Origin of the sequence: Streptomyces dengpaensis (genome assembly GCF_002946835.1) — a bacterium.
Lineage (GTDB): Bacteria > Actinomycetota > Actinomycetes > Streptomycetales > Streptomycetaceae > Streptomyces > Streptomyces dengpaensis.
The window spans coordinates 321244-338881 of sequence record NZ_CP026652.1; the positions used below are offsets into that span (position 1 = coordinate 321244).

Here is a 17638-nt window from a genome sequence, read left to right on the forward strand (position 1 = left end):
CGAGTCGTCGGCATACCGCGCCTGACGCCGCCCGCCGCTGGTGGGCTGATCGCGACGTGGGTTTGCCGAGTGCGGCACCAAGCGCTGCCGCACTCGGCTGGTCGGCAAAATCCCCCTCTGTCGCGAGGCCTTCCCTGCGGTCAATGTCCGATCAGACGCTCGTTGCGCATACCGCCGAACCAGCCAGTGCGCTCGGCTTAGCCCCTGCGCAGGGTCGCGGTGCGAGGTCTCCTGTGATCGGGAGTCCATGTAGGCTATAGTGAGACGGTTGGTCGTATTCCTTGGGAGGTGAGATGGCCAGAGCGAGCCTGCGCGAGGACATCGTCAATGCGGCGGTCGAGCAGTTCCACATGTTCGGTTTCACCGCGGCCGGGGTGAAGGACATCACCGACGCGGCCGGTGCGCCCAAGGGCTCTTTCTACAACCATTTCGAGAGCAAGGAAGCCCTGGCCGTCATCGCCCTGGAGCGGTACGGGGCCACCCGTGGGCTGGCGGCCCTCGGTGACACAAGCGTGCCGCCGCTGGCCCGGTTGCGTTGGCATTTCGAAGCCCTGCGCGACGAGAATCTCGCCTACGGGTTCAGCCGGGGCTGTCTCATCGGTGATCTGGCCACCGAGATCGCCGACCACAGCGAGGTTGTTCGGAAGGCCGTTCAGGACAGCATGCAGCAATGGTGCGACGCCCTGAGCGGGACGATCGCCGAAGCCCAGCAGGCGGGCGAGGTCACCAAGGCCCTGGAGGCCGACACCATCGCGCGCTTCGTCCTCAGCGCCTGGGAGGGAGCGCTTGTCTCGGCGCGCTCCGACAAGTCGGCGAAGTCGTTCGAGGCCTTCTTCACCGTCGTCTTCGGCGTCGTTCTGCGCTGAGCGACGGCCCATCGGCCCCGGTTGCCGGCAGGCCGTTCACATGTCCGGGACAGGCAGGTCCACCGAGACCGTCTTGCCGCTGCCGTTGGGGTAGGTGTTCCACGTGCTGGCCAGGGCTTGCACGATGAGCAGGCCGCGGCCGTGCTCGGCCTCGGCGTTCTCCTCCTCGGCCCTGGCCAGAGGTGCAGGAACCGACGGGTTGCCGTCGCAGTCCCGCACCTCCAGCCGGACATGATCGACGAAATTCTGCGCGGCATGGACCGCCAGGCCGCTGACGGCACCGTGCCGCGCTCATCAGCATGCGGCCGGGGCCCGAAAGCAGGGCCACCTGCAGAAGGAACCACCGGGCGGTGTCTTCACCGAGCCTTTTGATCACGGACTGGGACGCTCGCGCGGCGGGTTCACCACCAAGCTGCACCTGGCTGTCGAGCAGGGTCAGAAGCTCATGTCCATTGTGGTGACGGCCGGACAGCGCGGCGATTCGCCGCAGTTCGAGGCCGTGCTGGAGAAAGTTCGCGTGCCCCGCATCGGGGTGGGCCGACCACGCATACGCCAAGAACCGGCTACGGAGGCGACAGCACTGAGCGAAGCTGCCTTCGAGAGCTGACCCCGAGCTTCGCGAAAACATTGCCGAGGTGCCATTCCACCGTGCGCGGGCTGATGAACAGTTGGGCAGCGATCTCCTGGTTGGTGTGCCCGTCTCTGGCCAGCTTGGCGATGTGGGCTTCCTGGCTGGTGAGTTCGGTGTCGGTGCTGATCGTCCGCTTGCGTGCGGTTTCCCCGGTCGCCAAGAGCTCCTTGCGGGCACGCTCGGCAAAGCCGTCGGCTCCGAACCGGCTGAACGCTTCGTAGGCGGAGCGTAGCTGAGTACGACTTTCCTGGCGGCGGTTCTCGCGACGCAGCCACTCGCCGTACAGCAGCCGGGCGCGGGCCAGGTGGACAGCGATCCGGCAGCGTCCGAGGTGCTCGATCGCCTCCTGATAAAGTTCATCGGCACGCTGGTTGTCGCTCACCAGTGCGCGAGAGCAGGCACCCACGCCCAGGGCCCATTCAGTTCCGCTCGCGCGTGTGCGTTCGGTGAGCTTGTCCAGCGCCGCCGCGGCGGCCTCCGGTTGCCGGCTGCGGGTGGCCGCCTCGATCAGCTCGGCCAGTGCCCACCCGAAGAAGCCCAGATCCTCGTACTGGCATGCGCGCGTGGCGGCTGCCAGCGCCTCGTCGTAGCGGCCGAGGCCGTTGTACAGCACGGCGATCGTGTACTCGGCGAAGCTGACCGTTCGTCCTTCACCGCGGGCGCTCGCGTCTTTGATGCCGGTTTGGATTACGTCCAGCGCCGGGGACTCCTGCGCTTGCCAGGCGCTCAGGAGGAGGGCCGGGTACACCATCGGCGCGTTGCCCGTCGCCTGTGAGATCGCTGACGCTTCGTCTATCAGAGCGGCCGCGATATCGAATTCGCCGGCGTGCACGTGGTAGCAGGCCTTGTACGTCAGTGCCATCGGGAGGACGGAGAGCGCCCCTGTATCGCGGGCGATGCGGACGGCGCCGGTCGCCAGCTCATGCCAGGCGTCGTCGTCCCACAGCTCTGGTGCGAGGGGCTCGGGTGTCACCGGACAAGCGAGCCACAGCCAGCGCCTTTCTGTATCCGCTACGTTGCATTGCTGCTCTTGCCAGATGACTTGCAGCGTGTGTCTGAGGATGTCGACGCTGGCTGCGTAGCCATCGATGAGCAGGCTGGTCATGCTCTCCAAAAGGACATCGACCGTCCGGGGCGGCATCGTTGCCGGCGGTGCGGTGCGGGCCGCCTCGGCCACCTCCCGCTGTCCGAGCCCTTCACTCAGATGACCGGCGAAGATCGCCGCATTGACCGCTTCAAGCAGGGTGTCCCGGGCAAGGGCAGCGTCAAGCGGCGCCAAGCGCTGTGCGGCCTCGAGCAGGAGCCGGGGCGCGGCGCTGCCTCGAACCTGTGAGAACACCAGCCGGGCCCGCAGCCGCTCGAGCCGGGCGTGCTGCAGGTCGTCGAGCGGCCCGGCCTCCGCGACGGCCAGCAGGTTGACCGCCTGCTCTACGCCACCTGCGTCGATGTCGAGCTGAGCGGCGTCTAGTGATCGGGTGACGCGGCGTGCGGGATCGGGCGTCAGTTCCGCCGCCCGCCGCAGGAACGAGGCAGCGGCAGCGGCTCCGCCTCTGCCCTGAGCCCGGTCCGCCGAGCGTTCCAGGTCACGGGCGACGCTCTCATCGGGCCCAGTGGCGGCCTGAGCACGATGCCACGCCCTGCGGTCGGGATCGAGCTGGGGATCGACGGCCTGTGCCAACACTCGGTGGGCCGCCCGGCGATCCGGCGGGGGCGTCCGTTGGTAGACGGCGGAACGCGCGAGCGGGTGGTGGAACCGCACCCTGGCGCCGAACTCCACCAATCCTTCGCTCTCGGCCGGGGCTGCGGCGTCCACCGGTATGTCCTGCAAACTGGCTGCGCGCCACAGCAGGCCGCCGTCTCCGGTCGGCTCGGCCGCAGCCGTCACCAGAAGCCGCTGACTGTCGGGAGGCAGTGACCGGAACTGCTGGTAGAAGGCGTTTTCGATGCGGCTTGCCAAGGGGCGCCTGCCGGGAAGCCAGAAGCCGCCCGCCAGCTCCGTAGGCGCGCGTGGCAACTGCAGCAGGGCCATCGGGTTGCCGTGAGCCTCGGCAACGATACGGTCCCGTACCAGCGGGTCGAGGGGTACGCGGACGGCCGATGCCAGCAGGGCACGCGCGTCGGGCTCGCTCAGACCGTTGACGATCAGTTCCGGCAGACCGGCCAGCTCAGGATGGTCATCCGGCTCCCGCAGGGCGAAGATCAAAGCTATCGATTCGGCCATCAACCGCCTGGCGACAAACGCCAGCACCTCTATGGACTCCTTATCCAGCCACTGCGCATCATCGATGAGGCAGGCCAGTGGCTGGGCCTCCGCGGCGGTGGCCAGCAGACCGAGCGCTGCCAGGCCCACCAGGAACCGGTTCGGCGCTTTGCCCTCCCTTAGTCCGAACGCGACGGATAGTGCATCGCGCTGCGGGCCGGGCAGCTCATGAAGGCGACCCAGCATGGGCGCGCACAGCTGATGAAGGCTCGCGAACGGAAGCTCCATCTCCCACTCGATGCCTGAGATGCCGACGGTACGGAATCCGACGGCCTGGCCGGCTGCGTAGTCCAGCAACGCGGTCTTGCCGATCCCTGCCTCGCCGCGAAGGACCAGCACCGTGCTGCTACCCGCCCGCGCCGTGGCCAGGACACGCTCCAGCGCAGCCAGCTCCCGGCTCCGCCCCAGCAGTCCGACCTGAGTATCGCTGGCGAACACGCCCATGGTCGCTCTCCTGACCCACTGCTTGGTGCGTTCCATCAGGTCGAGGCATTTGGCTTGCGTCTACGCGCCCCAACGCGCCGACTCGACCTCGCAGGCCTCGCCGCCGATCCAAACGACCGATCGGCTGGGCATGCTCCCTTCAGACACCACCTGAGGCCGCCATAAGCACCATAGTGCGTTTCAGGGTTTTAGGCGGTTATGAGCCCTATATCGATGTGGGGCTTGCTGTGCTCTGCTCATCGCCCGGTCCGCGGACGCCTCCTTGGCGCACTGGATTCGCCGACCGTTGCAGACAGCGACTGTTCGCGTCTGTACGTGACCCCAGAGTTGCGTCGCCTCTGCCGCTGGCGCGGCGCCCCGGGGTGCCACGGAGCAATCCCCGGGGGTTTGCCGGGGGCGATGCATGCCCGGCCTCGGGAACGGTGGACGAGTCGGCGACACAAGGTCGCTGGCGACAGCAAGGAGATCTACATGACCGTCACTCCCGTCACTCCCGAGATTCGACCGTTCACGTTCGAGTTCCCCGAAACGGAACTCAACGATCTGCGTGCGCGTATCGAGGCGGCGCGGTGGCCTGAGAAGGAGACCGTCGCGGACCAGTCGCAGGGCACGCAGCTGGAGACGATGAAAGAGCTCGCGCGGTACTGGGCGTCAGAGTACGACTGGCGCAAGGTCGAGGCGAAGCTGAAGGCCCTGCCGCATTTCATCACCGAGATCGACGACCTGGACATCCACTTCATCCATGTCCGATCGAAGCATGAGGATGCTCTTCCGCTGATCATCACCCACGGGTGGCCAGGCTCGATCATCGAGCAGCTGAAGATCATCGAGCCGCTGACCAACCCCACCGCCCACGGCGGGAGCGCCTCGGACGCCTTCCACGTGGTCATCCCGTCCATGCCCGGCTATGGCTTCTCGGCCAAGCCGACCACGACCGGCTGGGGTCCCGAGCGGATCGCCCGTGCCTGGGGCGAGCTGATGAAGCGCCTCGGCTACACCAAGTACGTCGCCCAAGGCGGCGACTGGGGTGCGATCATCGCGGACTTTATGGGGGTGCAGGAGCCCGAAGGCCTGGTTGGCATCCACACCAACATGGCCGGAGTGGTTCCGCCCGCCATCGACGCTGCGCTCATCGCGGGCAACCCGCTGCCTGCGGGCCTCTCGCTCTCCGATGAGGAGAAGGCGGCGGTCGAGCAGCTGGACTTCGTGTACCGGCACGTCTACTTCGCCTACATGATGGGGTCGCGTCCGCAGACCCTGACCGGGCTCGCGGATTCTCCGGTCGGTCTGGCGGCCTTCCTCCTTGACCATGATGCGGCCAGCCTGGCCATGATCTCCCGGTCCTTCGCCGGACAGCCCGAGGGCCTGACCCGGGACGACGTCCTCGACAACATCACGCTCTTCTGGCTGACCAATACGCCGATTTCCGCGTCTCGTCTGTATGCGGAGAACAAGACGTCGTTCTTCGGCGTCAAGGGCGTCAACCTGCCGGTTGCCGTGAGCGTTTTCCCTGACGAGATGTACCAGGCTCCGAAGAGCTGGGCGGAGCAGGCCTACTCGAACCTCGTCCACTACAACCGGCTCCCCAAGGGCGGCCACTTCGCGGCCTGGGAGCAGCCGGAGCTCCTCGTGAACGAGATCCGCTCGGGCTTCCGAAGCCTGCGGTAACCGACCGCGCCTGGCACCTGCGCAGGCGCCAGCCCGGCGGGCGGCCGAGCGGCCCAACTCCTGGTCCGCTCGGCCGCCGCGTACTCCTTAACCTCTACCCAGACGGTCCTTCGCTCCCCCGGTAGCGGGTGCCCCGCTGGCCCGCGAAATCGCAACGATGAACAGCCCTCAACCCCTCACGCAGCGACGTATCCCCTCCGACAACGACACCGACATCCAGATCCCGCCCCGCGGAGCCCAGGCAGACCGAACCGCCCTCACACAACAGCACCGGATCCAGTCAAGCACCTCGTACGATTCGAACGCGAGGCCATGCCATTCCTCGACCGGTTGTACGCGACCGCGACGCACATAACCCGCGACGGCGCCCACGCCGAGGACCTGGTTCAGACGACGAACTGCTGCAGGTTCTGCATCAGCCCCCGCAGATAGCAGTCGCTTTTGGCCCGCTGGTCCTTGCGCGGTATCGAGGCGAACACATCCGCCACGAATAACGCCAACGTCGCCCGAACACGATTGACTTCACGTGCGTCCACCCATTCAGAATGCCCCTGGACAAGACCGACACACAGACCTAGGGCGTGTATCGAAAGTAGATCTTGGTCGTGGGATGATCTTGGTTCGTGGCACGTGGAGATCTGACGGACGAGCAATGGGCGGTGCTGGAGCCGTTGTTGCCGAGGGGCAAGAAGCCCGGCCGCCCGCTGACGTGGGCCCGGCGACAGCTGATCGACGGCATACGGTTCCGGGTCCGCACCGGTGTCCCGTGGCGGGACATGCCCGCCGAGTACGGACCCTGGGGTCGGGTGTACGACCTGTTCCGTCGATGGCAGCGGGACGGCACCTGGCATCGGATCTTCACCGCGTTGCAGGCCCGGGCGGATGCCAAGGAGCTGATCACCTGGGACCTCAACGTAGACTCCACGATCGTGCGCGCCCACCAGCACGCCGCCGGTGAGCGTAAAAAGGGGAGTTCCAACAGGAACCGCCTGGCGGTGTCGCCTGCGAACCGGACGACCACGGGCTAGGACGCTCCCGCGGCGGTGTTACCACCAAACTGCACCTGGCCGTCGAACAGAGGCAGAAGCCCATGTCCATCGTGATCACGGCCGGGCAGCGCGGGGATTCTCCGCAGTTCGAGGTCGTTCTGGGCCGCATCCGGGTGCCCCGACTGGGGTGCGGCAGGCCCCGCGTGCGCCCGCGACGGGTGCGGGCGGACAAGGCGTACGCGTCCCGCAAGAACCGCGCCTACCTGCGGCGTCGCGGTATCCGCTGCACCATTCCGGACAAGGCCGACCAGGTCCGCAACCGCAAGAAGCGCGGGTCCAGCGGTGGCCGGCCACCGAAGTTCGACCCAGAGGACTACAAGGCCCGGCACGCGGTCGAGTGCGGCATCAATCGCCTCAAGAGACATCGAGCCGTGGCCACCAGGTACGACAAACTCGCGGTCCGCTACGAGGCTACCGTCCTCGTTGCCGTTGCCGCCATCAACGAGTGGTTGTGACGTACTGGTCCGACGACAACTCGAACACCCGTACTCGCCGACCGCAGGTGGGATTGACGGTCTCACGGACCGGATGCATCCCCAGTTTGGTCATGATCCGTTCGGAGGCGTCGTTGCCCACTTGAGTGACGCTGACGATCCGCTCCAGCCCTCGCTCTTCGAACCCGAACCGTACAGCGGCCGCAGCGGCCTCGGTGGCCAAGCCCTGCCCCCAGTGGGAACGTCCCAGCCGCCAGCCGACCTCAACCGCCGGCAGTACCTCCGGCAAGAAGTCGGGCACCGAAAGGCCGGTGAACCCGGCCAGCTCGCCAGTGGACCGGATCTCCACGGCGAACAGGCCGAAGCCCTGTGACTCCCACTCGCTCTCCCATGCCTGGACCCCGCCGCGAGTCTGCTGTTCGTCACGGACGCTGCCGTCACGGATCCACCGCATGACCTCGGGGTCGGCATTGACGGCAGCCATGGGCGCAACGTCTTCCTCGCGCCAGCGACGCAGGATCAAACGGGGAGTCTCAAGCGTGACCATCCAATCATTCTGGATCACAAATGGGCTCTCCGCCATCCTCACCAGGCACTTTCGATACGCGCCCTAACGCCGCCGCGCACGGCAGAGGTCAAGCTGACGCGCGAGAGCAGCTAGTGCTCTGACCGCATAGGTTCGCCGGGTCGGTGCTCGGACCGGCTGGACTCGGTGTGGGAACAATTTGAGCGGTCGCGGAGCCGATCAAACTAGGCTCCCAGCATGTCTGGTCCGACGTTGGTGATCGAGTTGGCGGAGCCGCTCTCCCCGGCTGCGCTGAGGGAGTTCCGCGCGTTGATGGTGGGGCTCTCCTCCCACTTCGCCGAGAAGCGGCCCGGGTTCTTCGACGTCAACGTGCCCGCAGAGCGACTGGGCGTCGAGGACAGGCGGGAGGAGGACTGGCGAAAGCCGTTCCCGCTTCCACTCCTCGGCAACCACTCCGCGGACGAGGAGCTCACGGCCCTGGTCGGATTCAATCCGCAGCGCGAGGACTGGCGTCGGCCCTTCCTGGTCTACTTGATGGGGCCGGGCGTCGGCGACGAGAGCATCTTCGAGGCTGAGCACGCGGACGAGCCCGAGGTGGAGGCCATCCTCGGCTTCAGGCCGACCCATGCCGTCAACGTCAGCGCCGGCTGCAATCGCGAGATCGACCACGTGGCAACGGCCCTGCTGACCGCCGCTGTCATGGACGTCATCGGGGGCGTGGCCAAAGCCGAGCTGCTGGACGGACAGGCGTCGGTCGTCGCTGGCCTTCCGGGGGTGTTGGGGATCGCGGACGACGATTGGATGGCGCTGGGAACGGCGGAGTTCCTGCGGGCCTGGGTTGGGCACCCCGCCTTCCGGCTGGTCAAGTAGCCCAGGCGGATCCGCGGCGGAGGTGGTGCTGTGACCTGGAACGTTCGCCTTGTTGCCTGATCATGCGGCGAGAGCGGGTCGGCCTCCCCAGCGGATGCCTTTCTCGCTGCGGATGCGGGCGCGTTCCTTGCGTTCGGCGGCCAGGACGTCGTGGTGGCGGGCGTTGGCGTTGCGCCAGCGGAGGTAGGCGTGCAGGGTCCGGGTCTGCACGGTGTGGTTGGGGTGGTGGGAGTTGGCGATGGTGAACTGCCGCAGCGGTCCGAAGTGCGCTTCGATCGGGTTCGCCCACGAGGCGTAGGTCGGGGTGAAGCACAACTCGACCTTGTTCTTCTTCGCCCAGCGCCGGATGTCGGCGCCCTTGTGGGCGGACAGGTTGTCCAGGATCACGTAGATCGGGGCGCCGTCGGGCCGGGCGGCGCGGATCGATTTCAGCGCGGCCAGCGTGTTCACGGCTCCCTTCTTGCGCCGGTTCACGCCCCACAGGCGGTCGTCGCCCATTAAGAGTCGTGGAAGTACCGCACGCCGTGGGTGCGGTGGTAGGTGGCCGGCAGCCGGTCGGGACGCCGTTTTTCGGCCCAGCCCGAGCCCGCGGTGGGCCGGATCCCCAGCGGGCCGAACTCGTCGAAGGCGAAAACCCGGTCCGGGAAGCGGTCAAGGACGTGCTCGATACGGTCCAGCTTCGTCTCCCGTTCGGGGACCGGGGACTCCTTCCAGGTCTTGGTGCGCTGGAAGGTGACGCCGCGGCGGGCGAGCAGGCACCGTAACGCCTCACGGCCGATGCGGATCACCCGGCCGTGCACTTTGCGCAGGTAGGCGATCAGCTTGCGCAGCGACCAGCGGGTGAACGGCTGGCCGAGCTTGACCGGTCGTGTGGTGGCCGTCGCGATGACGAAGTCCTCGTCGTCATCGCTGAGTTGGCGGGGACGGCCTCCCGCCCACCGAGGGTCCAGGCAGGCCAGGCCCTTCTCATTGAACGCGTGGATCACGTCCCGGACGGTGTCCTCGTCGGCCTGGACCAGCTGGGCGATCACCGGCACCCGGTTCCCGCCGGCCGAGGCCAGCAGCATCATCGCCCGCCGGTAGCGAACCGAACTGGTGCTGCCCCGGCGCACGATCTGCTGCAGCCGTTGGCCTTCCTGGTCGGTCGGTCTGCGCACACGGACGGGCTCGGCCACCGCGCCTCCAGCGGTCGGATCAGATGTCACCGCACATCCAACCGCTACGACCGCCGACCCGGCGAACCTATGCGGTCACAGCACTAGATGGCCTTGGCTGGGCCACCTTCCATCGGTTAAAAGGGTCTGTCCATGGCTCCGGGCGGAGGAAACAGCCGTCTTCACCACGTTGCGAGTCCCGTCCGCCCCGCTCAACAAGGCTACTCATCTGGCTGTCGTGAGCATAAGAATGTAGCTGTAGCCCGGGGCGAAGTAGAGACCGAGTTGAAAGCCAACACCTACGCTGCCTGCAACGCCATGACGTACGTCGAGGCAGCCCTCTACCTGACACGACATCACCCAGGCACCCGACGCGAATGGGGTGTCAATGCCGGAGGCAACGCCGTAACCAGCGACCTGTTGCACGGTGGCGTTAAAGTACACAAAGCCGGACACGCCCGCACTCCAGCCGAGGTCCGGTCCAAAGCGCGCGGCCCCGGAGAACATGATCCCGACATTGCCCTGGGTATCCCACACATAGTAGATACCAGCCTCGAGGCCGGCACCTATCTGAGCGTCGGCACTGAAGCCTATGCCGAAGGTGTAAGGCTGCACGGCAGGTGCCGTTGTGTCACGTTGAGCTACTGTGGGCGTCGCGAGACCGCTGACGAGGTCAGTATGTGAATCGGATAGCTCCACATCGGAAAGTGGAGAACGAAGCCCTCGGTCGAGGAGGCGAGCTGATCTCGGCGCGCTAGAGACGTTGGCTGGAGCGGCAGCGAGGGGATCAAAGGCGAATTCCTGGAGAGTCAGCGGTTCTGGCTCATGGCCGGAGGGATCCTTGGTGTTGATTGGGTCGTAGTAGCCGTAGGCATATCGGTCGTAGGCCGCCCCTCGCTGAGGGTCGGCGACGATGTTGTCCGGCGTGATGAAGCGGCCGAGGATCGGGTCGAGTTCACGTGCCCCAAGGTGCACGAGTCCGCTGTCGTCGTCCTGCCTGGCCCCAATGAACCGGAGATCGTCCCCGGTGCCGGGCTGTGTGTAGCGCGCCGTGCCGAAGGGCTCGTAGTCGTAGTACTGAAGGGGGCGCCCGTCGTCACGGCTAATCACCGCGACCGACCCCCGCGCGTCGACATGGTAGTAGCGCACCCCGGGCGGGTCTGCGGGACCGCCGGTTCCCCATGTCCAGTGCGAGCGCGCCAGCGTGCGGCTGCCCAGCAGGTAGGACTTGCGTGGCTCGCCCCAGTCGTCGATCTCTACGTACGGATCCGCGAACACAGTCCGGCTCAGCAATGAGGGCACATCCTTGACGACGCGTTGTCCGTCCGCGTCGTACCCGTAGGTGACGGATTTGCCGTCCTTCGTGGTGAAGCCGGTGAGGTTCCCATCGGCGTCCCAGGTGTGGCCGATCGTCCGTGTTCCGGTCAGCGCCCGTCCTGCCGCGTCGTAGGTGTACGTTGCTTGTCCAGCTGACGTGACCGCGTTGGGGTGGGCGGGATCGCTGTAGCTGTACGCGCCGACCGCGGACCGTCCAGTGAGCCGGCCCGGGCCGTCATAGGAGTAGGTGTCCTTGAGGTGTGAACTCTCGTTACCGAGGCGCCCGTACGCATCGTAGCCGTACCGCTTTTGGTAACCGACTGGTGCCGAGCGGTCCTCGCCGGTGATTCGGCCCGCCGTGTCGTGGCCGAACTCTAGTGAGAGCGTGGGCCAGTTGCCTGTCATGCCGGATAGCTGGATCCGGTCGGGCCAGGCTCGGTCTGGGTCGGGTGTCACCTGCTCAGTCACTCCATTTCCGTGGGTGATGGATGCGACGCGGTCGCCGGGCGTGTACGTCACCTCGGTCGCGTAGCCGCCCACGGATCGGATCCTGCCGGCCTCGTCGTAGGAGTAGCCGACCCGCTCCGCCTGGTCTGAGAGCTTCCCCGTGCGGTCGGGGTATCGGACGGCGACCAGCTCCCCGCCTGGGCCCCAGGTGCGCCCGACCTCTGCGCAGGTCGCCGCGACGCAGGTCCGCTCCAGGGCAAGTCGGCCCCCAGCGTCATACCATCGGTCCTCGCGTGCCTGACTGGATGTGCGGTGCGTCCGGGTGACCTGCCCGGTGGAGTGGCCGTGGGGAAGGCCGGTATCCGGGTCCTTGTCGTACGCCCAGGTAGCGCGGTCGGTGAGAAGGGAGCCGTCATAGAAGCTGCGCGACGTTAGTCGCCCGAGCGCGTCGTAGTTGTGCTCTACGCGCTGCCCGGCGGCATTGGTCCGGCTCCGTACCCGGCCGGCGTCGTCGAACGTGCGCGAAACACAGCCACTGTCCGGGTCGCACTCCCGCCACACCCAGCCCAGTGGCCCCGTCTTCCAGGTGGTGGTGCCCGTTGGCGCGACGCTCTCGCTCAGCTGGTCTAGGGCGTCGTACCGCAGCTGCGTCGTCAGCGGTGGTGCGCCGGTACCGGCTTCCTCCGCTCGGGTCACCCGCCCGAGACCGTCGAAGAACTGCTGTACGGCCCGGTTGGTCTCGTCGGAGCGGCGCGTCATCCCGGGTGAATAGCTGTAGGCGACGGTCGAGCGGTCCGGGCGCAGGACGAGCAGCGGCCGGTCTAGGGTGTCGTACCCGAACCGGGTGACCGGTACGGCAGCCCCGCGCACGCCCCAGTCGGACTCCTGCGCCACGAGCGTCGAATCGTCGGTGAAGGTACGGAAGCGGGTGTAGCCGCCGGAACGCTCGTCCCGGTGCACTCGATGTAGCCCGTCGAAGTGATACATACGGTTGACCAAGCCGTTCACCCCGCCCGCGGAGCAAGTGTCCTCACTGATCCGCTGGCCGCCCGGCACCCCCGGCCAGACGCCCCAATCGACGTACCGGTGGATCAGGCAACCCCCGTCGGGGTTGTCGGTGCGCCGGTGTCGGCCCAACGGGTCCCACGCGATGGACGTAGTGAGCCCGTTCGCATCGATCATCGTGGTGGCGCGGCCGAGAACCGTGTCCCAGGCGGTGCTGGTGCACCACACGCTGTTGCATTCCCGCACCGGGAACCTGGCGTACGTCTCGTCCCAGTCGGTGCGGGTCGCGACCCCGGACGGGTCGGTCACGGCCGTCACATTGCCGTGCCCGTCGTGCTGGTAGCCAGTCGCCAGGAACCGGCCGAGCGTCGGCTCCAGCACGCTCACGGTGCGGGCGTCACCCACTGCCGGCGCCTGCAGGTATGAGGTGTTGTGGTCATACACGGTCTGCCGCTCGGACGCTGGAGTTCCGCTGCCGTCCTCGATCCGGGTCCAGGCGGGCAGGGCGACGATGTACGCATCCACATTGGGTACGTAGCCCGTCTTGGTGATCCGGTTGTCGGCAGGAGTGTCGTCTTGTCCGTCGCGGTTAGCGTCGTCGTACACCCCCGACTCCTCGACGACCGTCGTGTTGCCGTAGTCGTCGTGCTCGTAGCGGACGCGGATCTGGCGGCAGTCGCTCTCACCTTTGCACTCGCGTCGTATTGTCTGGAAGGGCTCGCAGGTCCACGGCGGACCATCGCTGCTCTCGGCCAACATGGCGCGCTCGTCAAGGAGCAGGGTGCCGTTCGGGGACAGCGTTGTCTGCGCGTTCGCTCTCCCCGCGCAGCCCGGGGTCTGCGGATACAGCGTCACGGTCTTCCGGCGGCCTTCTACCGTCTCCTCGGCTTTTCGGAAGCCCAGCAGCCGTTGCAGCGGGTAGGAGTAGGCCAGTCCCTGCCGGACGTACGACGTCCGCTGCCAGCCCAGAAGCCGGTTCCCGCCGTCGAGTTCCTGGGTGCGGACGACAGGGACTGCCACGCCGGGCGGCACCCCGTCGTGGCGGCCCGCCGAACTCTCATACGTGACCCGGATGGTGCGCCCCAGTCCTGAGTAGGCCATGTTCATCAGCCGGGGTGCGGCGCCGAGCGGTAGATGCGCTTGATCGGGGCCAGCGCCTGGGCCGCTCCCCGGTACCACCCGGAACAGCTGTCGGGTGGTGTCCTCGGCGCGGTCCACTGGAACCCAGCCCGCGGCGGCGGGGGCCGGGGAGGTGAGAGCGGTGCGCTCCGGGGCGAGCTTGGCACAGGAGTTGGCGATCCGCCGGACGAACCCGAAGCCAGGGTCGGCGGCCGTGCCGCTGTTGACCCACGTCACTTCGTCGCAGCCGTCGCCGTCCAGGTCGGCGGCGTTCCAGCGGGGCGAGTGGTCACCGATCCCAAGTGGGGCGGAGTCGTGGTCGAAGCTGCCGAGGCCATATGACAGCAGCCGGTCCGCCCGTGTAGTTCCCGGCTCCGTGGGCGATGCTTTGTCGAACGCTATCCGGATCAGGTCGATTCGGCCGTCGCCGTTGAGCTCGGCTGGCTGCCAGTTAGTGGCCGCCGCCGTTGGGGCGCCGAGAGTGGTACTCCGGGCCGCCCAGTCCCCGGCACCGTTGGAGAGCAGCGCGAGCACCGACTCCTGGCGGTCACCGCCGCGCGGTGTCATCACCGACACTTGGACCAAGTCGACCCGGCCGTCGCCATCGATGTCCGCGGGCATCATCCGAGAGGTAACCGATGGCGGGTCGTCCACCTCCACTGGTTCGGTCACCGGACGCCAGCCGCCCTGGCCGTCGGCGAACAAAGTGGTCACGGACACCTCTGCGGATCCGGAAGGGCGCACACGCACCAGGTCGGCGGTTCCGTCGCCGTTCACGTCAGCAGCTACCCACGAACGTACATCGGGGTCGGTGAGACCAGTGCCCGCCGAACCGGGCGCAACCGCGTAGTTGCCAAGGCCGACGGAGAACAGCAGTAGAGAATGCACCCGGCTGGCTGCCGAGTCTGCGGTCAGCAGCAACAGATCCGCTTTGCCGTCCGGACCTCCCGCAGGACTGCCGAAATCGGCGACCATCAACCTCCGCAGATCCACCCCCGGGTATGACTTCGCTGCTTCCAGCTTTCTTCGCGCAACCGTGAGCTGATGTCCTGATGATGCCAGTGCCGTGTAGACGGTCAATCCCGGATTAGTGGCGCGTACATAGACCCAGTCCTCGCGCCCGTCCCCGGAGACATCGGCGCTCTTCCCCGCCTGGAAGGAGTAACTGCTGGCCGAGAAATGGACGTTGATCGAGAATGTCGAGGAATGCGAGAGGGTGCTGCTCGCGGGTCCGGTGAAGACAAGATCGCCTCGTCCGTCACCGTTCACATCACCGGTGCCCACTTCGTGGGCCGTCGGTCCGTTGCCGCACGCCAGCTGGGTCAGCGGCGACAGGGTGTGACAGTGGAAGTCCCACGGCAGGGACTCGTCAGGCTCAGCCCGCCAGCTTTCGGAAGGAGAGCCAGGACGGGGATCGTCCCGAAAAATCCGCTTGGACTTGACCGTGGCCGGATACTGCGCAGGCTCGGACGGGGCTACGGCTGGCCCTACGAGCAGCACATCGCTGCGACCGTCCCCATCCAAATCCGTGATCAGCCACCGGGGGCCTACCAGGGTCGCCATCTTGAGGGATAGCCGCTGGTGGAGCGTCATCCACGACGCGTCCACGTCGGTGTCTCGAGACTCAGTCTCGAACGATCCGTCGTACCGGGCCAGCGCAGTGGTCAGCCGGACTCTCCAGCCTGAGTCATTCTGGTACCGCTGGGCAAGGAGCAGATCGGTGCGGCCGTCGCCGTCGAAATCACCCGCATGAGCTAGCTCGCCGGTCGCGTAGGTAGTGATCGCGGGAATCGTTCCGAGCGCGAATTCCGGTGAATCGAACGGGACTTGGGTCGACTGTGTCAGCGTAGTGTGCGAACCGTCGCCACGCGACAGTGCCAGTCGCAGGGACGCCGTTGGCCCGCTGTCGCGCTGCCTGCTCTCTACTCCCAGCACATCCGCTCGCCGGTCGCCATCCGCGTCGCCGACGAACCAGTGGGCATCGTCGCGCCGTTCGTACGACCACGGCGTGGGCGATGCAGTGGGCTCGCCGAACCGGCTGCCGTCGGAAAGGGCCACGAGCAACTCCGTGACGATGCTGTTGTTGGCCCCCTCCACTCCGTGGACCGTGATCAGGTCGTCGCGTCCGTCACCGTCATGATCGGCGAGGAACCAGCGCCAGCGTGGATTCCAGCCGCTCAGCGCGGTCATTGCCGTGTCGCCCTGCTGAACGATGGAGCCGTTCGGGCCGCCTAGAGCGATCTCCGACCGGGGCACGTTTCCGACCGGATCTCCCCACACGTTGACGAGGTCGGCCCGGCCGTCACCGTTGACATCGCCCGTCAACAGTCGGTTCGCCTGCGCAGCGCCTGTTGTCCCGACCTCCTCGAACGTCAGCGGCCAGGTGGTCGGTTGCTCAACGGTGTCGTAGTCCCCGGTCGCCGTGCGCAGCCGGATCTGCAAGGCCATCGGCAGCTTGGCCTTGGCGCGGTACGCCCCGCCCAGGACGCTGATGTGATCCGACCGACCATCCCCGTTGACGTCAGCGAGCAGGAACTGCGTTCCGCCTACCTGCACCATGTCGCCGGGAGGATTCGAGAAGAGCGGCAGCGCAGTCGGCATGGACGTGTCTCGGTACCCTGGGCCGCCTTGGTCGGTGTCTTGGAAAGAGTCCCCGGCCAGTGGCTCTCGTGCCGGGCCCTGGGAATCGAGATCTGGCTGCTGCCATCCGAACGTCTCTTCGGGCAGCGCTGTTCCACTGAGTACCCGGCCTTTACCGTCCAATGCGGCGTCGTTGCCGTATCGGGTGACGCCGGCGAGCTGGGAGGCTGCTCCCTTCGCGTATCGCAGCGCAAGCACCGAGCGCACCGCCGGCCCGACCCGCACCTCAATCGTGGTCAGCCGAAGCCCGGTGACCAGCAATGCCTCGCCCATCCCCTGACTAACCGGGTCGGGCCGATCCTCGTAGTGCAGGACGATCCGGGTGCGGCCAGAGGCTTCCGGGGTGTCTAGGTATTCGATGTCCTTGAGGTAGCAGGCGTCACTGCCGTCGCACCACCGGTGGTAACGCACCTCGTCTCCGTGCGAGTTGCGACGCTCGGCGAGGCCGAACATCACGTTGTGCGCCTTGCCCAGCCATGAGGTATACGTGCTGAGGGTGCCGCCCCGATCCCACACCAACCAGCCGTCCCCGGTTCTGGCGATCCGCCGGTAGGTCTCCCGCTCGGTGGAGTGGGTGCCGCCAGATCGGCAGCTGACCCCAGGCTTGGCCTGCGCCTGACATGCGACGAGCCGTTCGCCGTCGAGCAAGAAGTCGTCGCTTCCGTCCATCCGAGGTGCGCCCCGACCGCGCGCGACGCGCTGTATCGAGGAGTCGCCGGACAGATCCCACCCCAACCCGGCGATCCCAGCCCCATGCCGGGAGTCGTACGTCAGGCCGGGCGACGGCTCAAGACCATGGAAGGATGGCACCGACACTGGCACCTGTTGGACGAACCGCCCGTCGTCGGTCGTGCCGCCTGGTGGAGATTCACCAAAGACTGAAGAGTCCCCGGCGGTCAGGGGGGTTTCAGGGCCGCCGCTTCCTGAGCCCATTGCAGACGGCCCCGTGGCTATCGCGGGCGACGGACTGGAGCCGCCCTGTGTGGCGGCAGCGGGCAACAGGAGGACCAGGACGGCCACGAAGCCCGCGAGCCGGCGGGACTGTCGCCGCATGTGCCGCGCCCGCCAGCCCCCGTCGTCGGCCATTGGCTACTCCCCAGCGGCGGTGACGGCAACCAGTGTGATCGCTCCCGGATCCGCCGCGCCAGGGGCCCCGCTCAAGACCGTGCTTCTGACGTCACCGAAGGGAAACCACGTCCCATCTTCGC

Annotated in this window: 8 protein-coding genes and 3 pseudogenes; 5 read left to right on the plus strand and 6 right to left on the minus strand. The window is 67.1% G+C overall.

Annotation, left to right across the window (positions count from 1 at the left end; translation table 11 throughout):
- The first annotated feature begins 293 nt into the window (after positions 1-293).
- On the plus strand, positions 294-866 hold the full coding sequence (locus C4B68_RS01505; RefSeq protein ID WP_099505847.1) for a TetR/AcrR family transcriptional regulator: 573 nt from the start codon (positions 294-296) through the stop codon (positions 864-866).
- Positions 867-902: 36 nt separating this feature from the next.
- Here C4B68_RS01505 and C4B68_RS01510 read toward each other — a convergent pair whose 3' ends face one another.
- Complete coding sequence (locus tag C4B68_RS01510; protein ID WP_180289376.1) at positions 903-1085, minus strand: ATP-binding protein; 183 nt, start codon at positions 1083-1085, stop codon at positions 903-905.
- 61 nt (positions 1086-1146) lie between these two features.
- Here C4B68_RS01510 and C4B68_RS44575 point away from each other — a divergent pair.
- Positions 1147-1419, plus strand: a pseudogene (locus C4B68_RS44575) (IS5 family transposase); the annotation flags it as partial.
- A gap of 10 nt (positions 1420-1429) precedes the next feature.
- Here the strand turns inward: C4B68_RS44575 and C4B68_RS01520 are convergent.
- Positions 1430-4201 carry a helix-turn-helix transcriptional regulator gene (locus tag C4B68_RS01520; RefSeq protein WP_099505848.1) on the minus strand — a complete coding sequence of 924 codons (2772 nt, stop codon included), beginning with the start codon at positions 4199-4201 and terminating at the stop codon, positions 1430-1432.
- A 471-nt stretch (positions 4202-4672) separates the two neighbouring features.
- Here C4B68_RS01520 and C4B68_RS01525 point away from each other — a divergent pair, with 471 nt between their 5' ends.
- The gene (locus C4B68_RS01525) at positions 4673-5869 is read left to right on the plus strand and encodes an epoxide hydrolase family protein (RefSeq protein ID WP_099505849.1); all 1197 of its coding nucleotides are present in this window, start codon (positions 4673-4675) and stop codon (positions 5867-5869) included.
- Positions 5870-6261: 392 nt separating this feature from the next.
- On the opposite strand, the pseudogene C4B68_RS44580 reads toward C4B68_RS01525, so the two are convergent.
- Positions 6262-6405: pseudogene (locus C4B68_RS44580) on the minus strand (IS701 family transposase); the annotation flags it as partial.
- An 87-nt stretch (positions 6406-6492) separates the two neighbouring features.
- Between C4B68_RS44580 and C4B68_RS01530 the strand changes: the two are divergent.
- Positions 6493-7373, plus strand: a protein-coding gene (locus tag C4B68_RS01530; RefSeq protein ID WP_373682268.1) for an IS5 family transposase whose coding sequence is annotated in 2 segments (ribosomal slippage) — positions 6493-6862 and positions 6862-7373 — 882 coding nt in all. Because the reading frame shifts where the segments join, the coding sequence is not laid out codon by codon here.
- On the opposite strand, the gene C4B68_RS01535 is transcribed toward C4B68_RS01530, so the two are convergent.
- A complete protein-coding gene (locus C4B68_RS01535; protein WP_099505850.1) occupies positions 7357-7899 on the minus strand; it encodes a GNAT family N-acetyltransferase in 543 nt (180 codons plus the stop codon). The two genes, C4B68_RS01530 and C4B68_RS01535, sit on opposite strands and share 17 nt — an antisense overlap.
- 216 nt (positions 7900-8115) lie before the next feature.
- Here C4B68_RS01535 and C4B68_RS01540 point away from each other — a divergent pair, with 216 nt between their 5' ends.
- Positions 8116-8748 (plus strand): DUF6368 family protein, encoded by a 633-nt coding sequence (locus C4B68_RS01540; protein WP_099505851.1) that lies wholly within the window; start codon positions 8116-8118, stop codon positions 8746-8748.
- A 60-nt stretch (positions 8749-8808) separates the two neighbouring features.
- Here C4B68_RS01540 and C4B68_RS01545 read toward each other — a convergent pair.
- Positions 8809-9923: pseudogene (locus C4B68_RS01545) on the minus strand (IS630 family transposase).
- 204 nt (positions 9924-10127) lie between these two features.
- Positions 10128-17516, minus strand: coding sequence for an FG-GAP-like repeat-containing protein (locus C4B68_RS01550; protein ID WP_099505852.1), 7389 nt, complete (start codon positions 17514-17516; stop codon positions 10128-10130).
- Positions 17517-17638 lie beyond the last annotated feature (122 nt).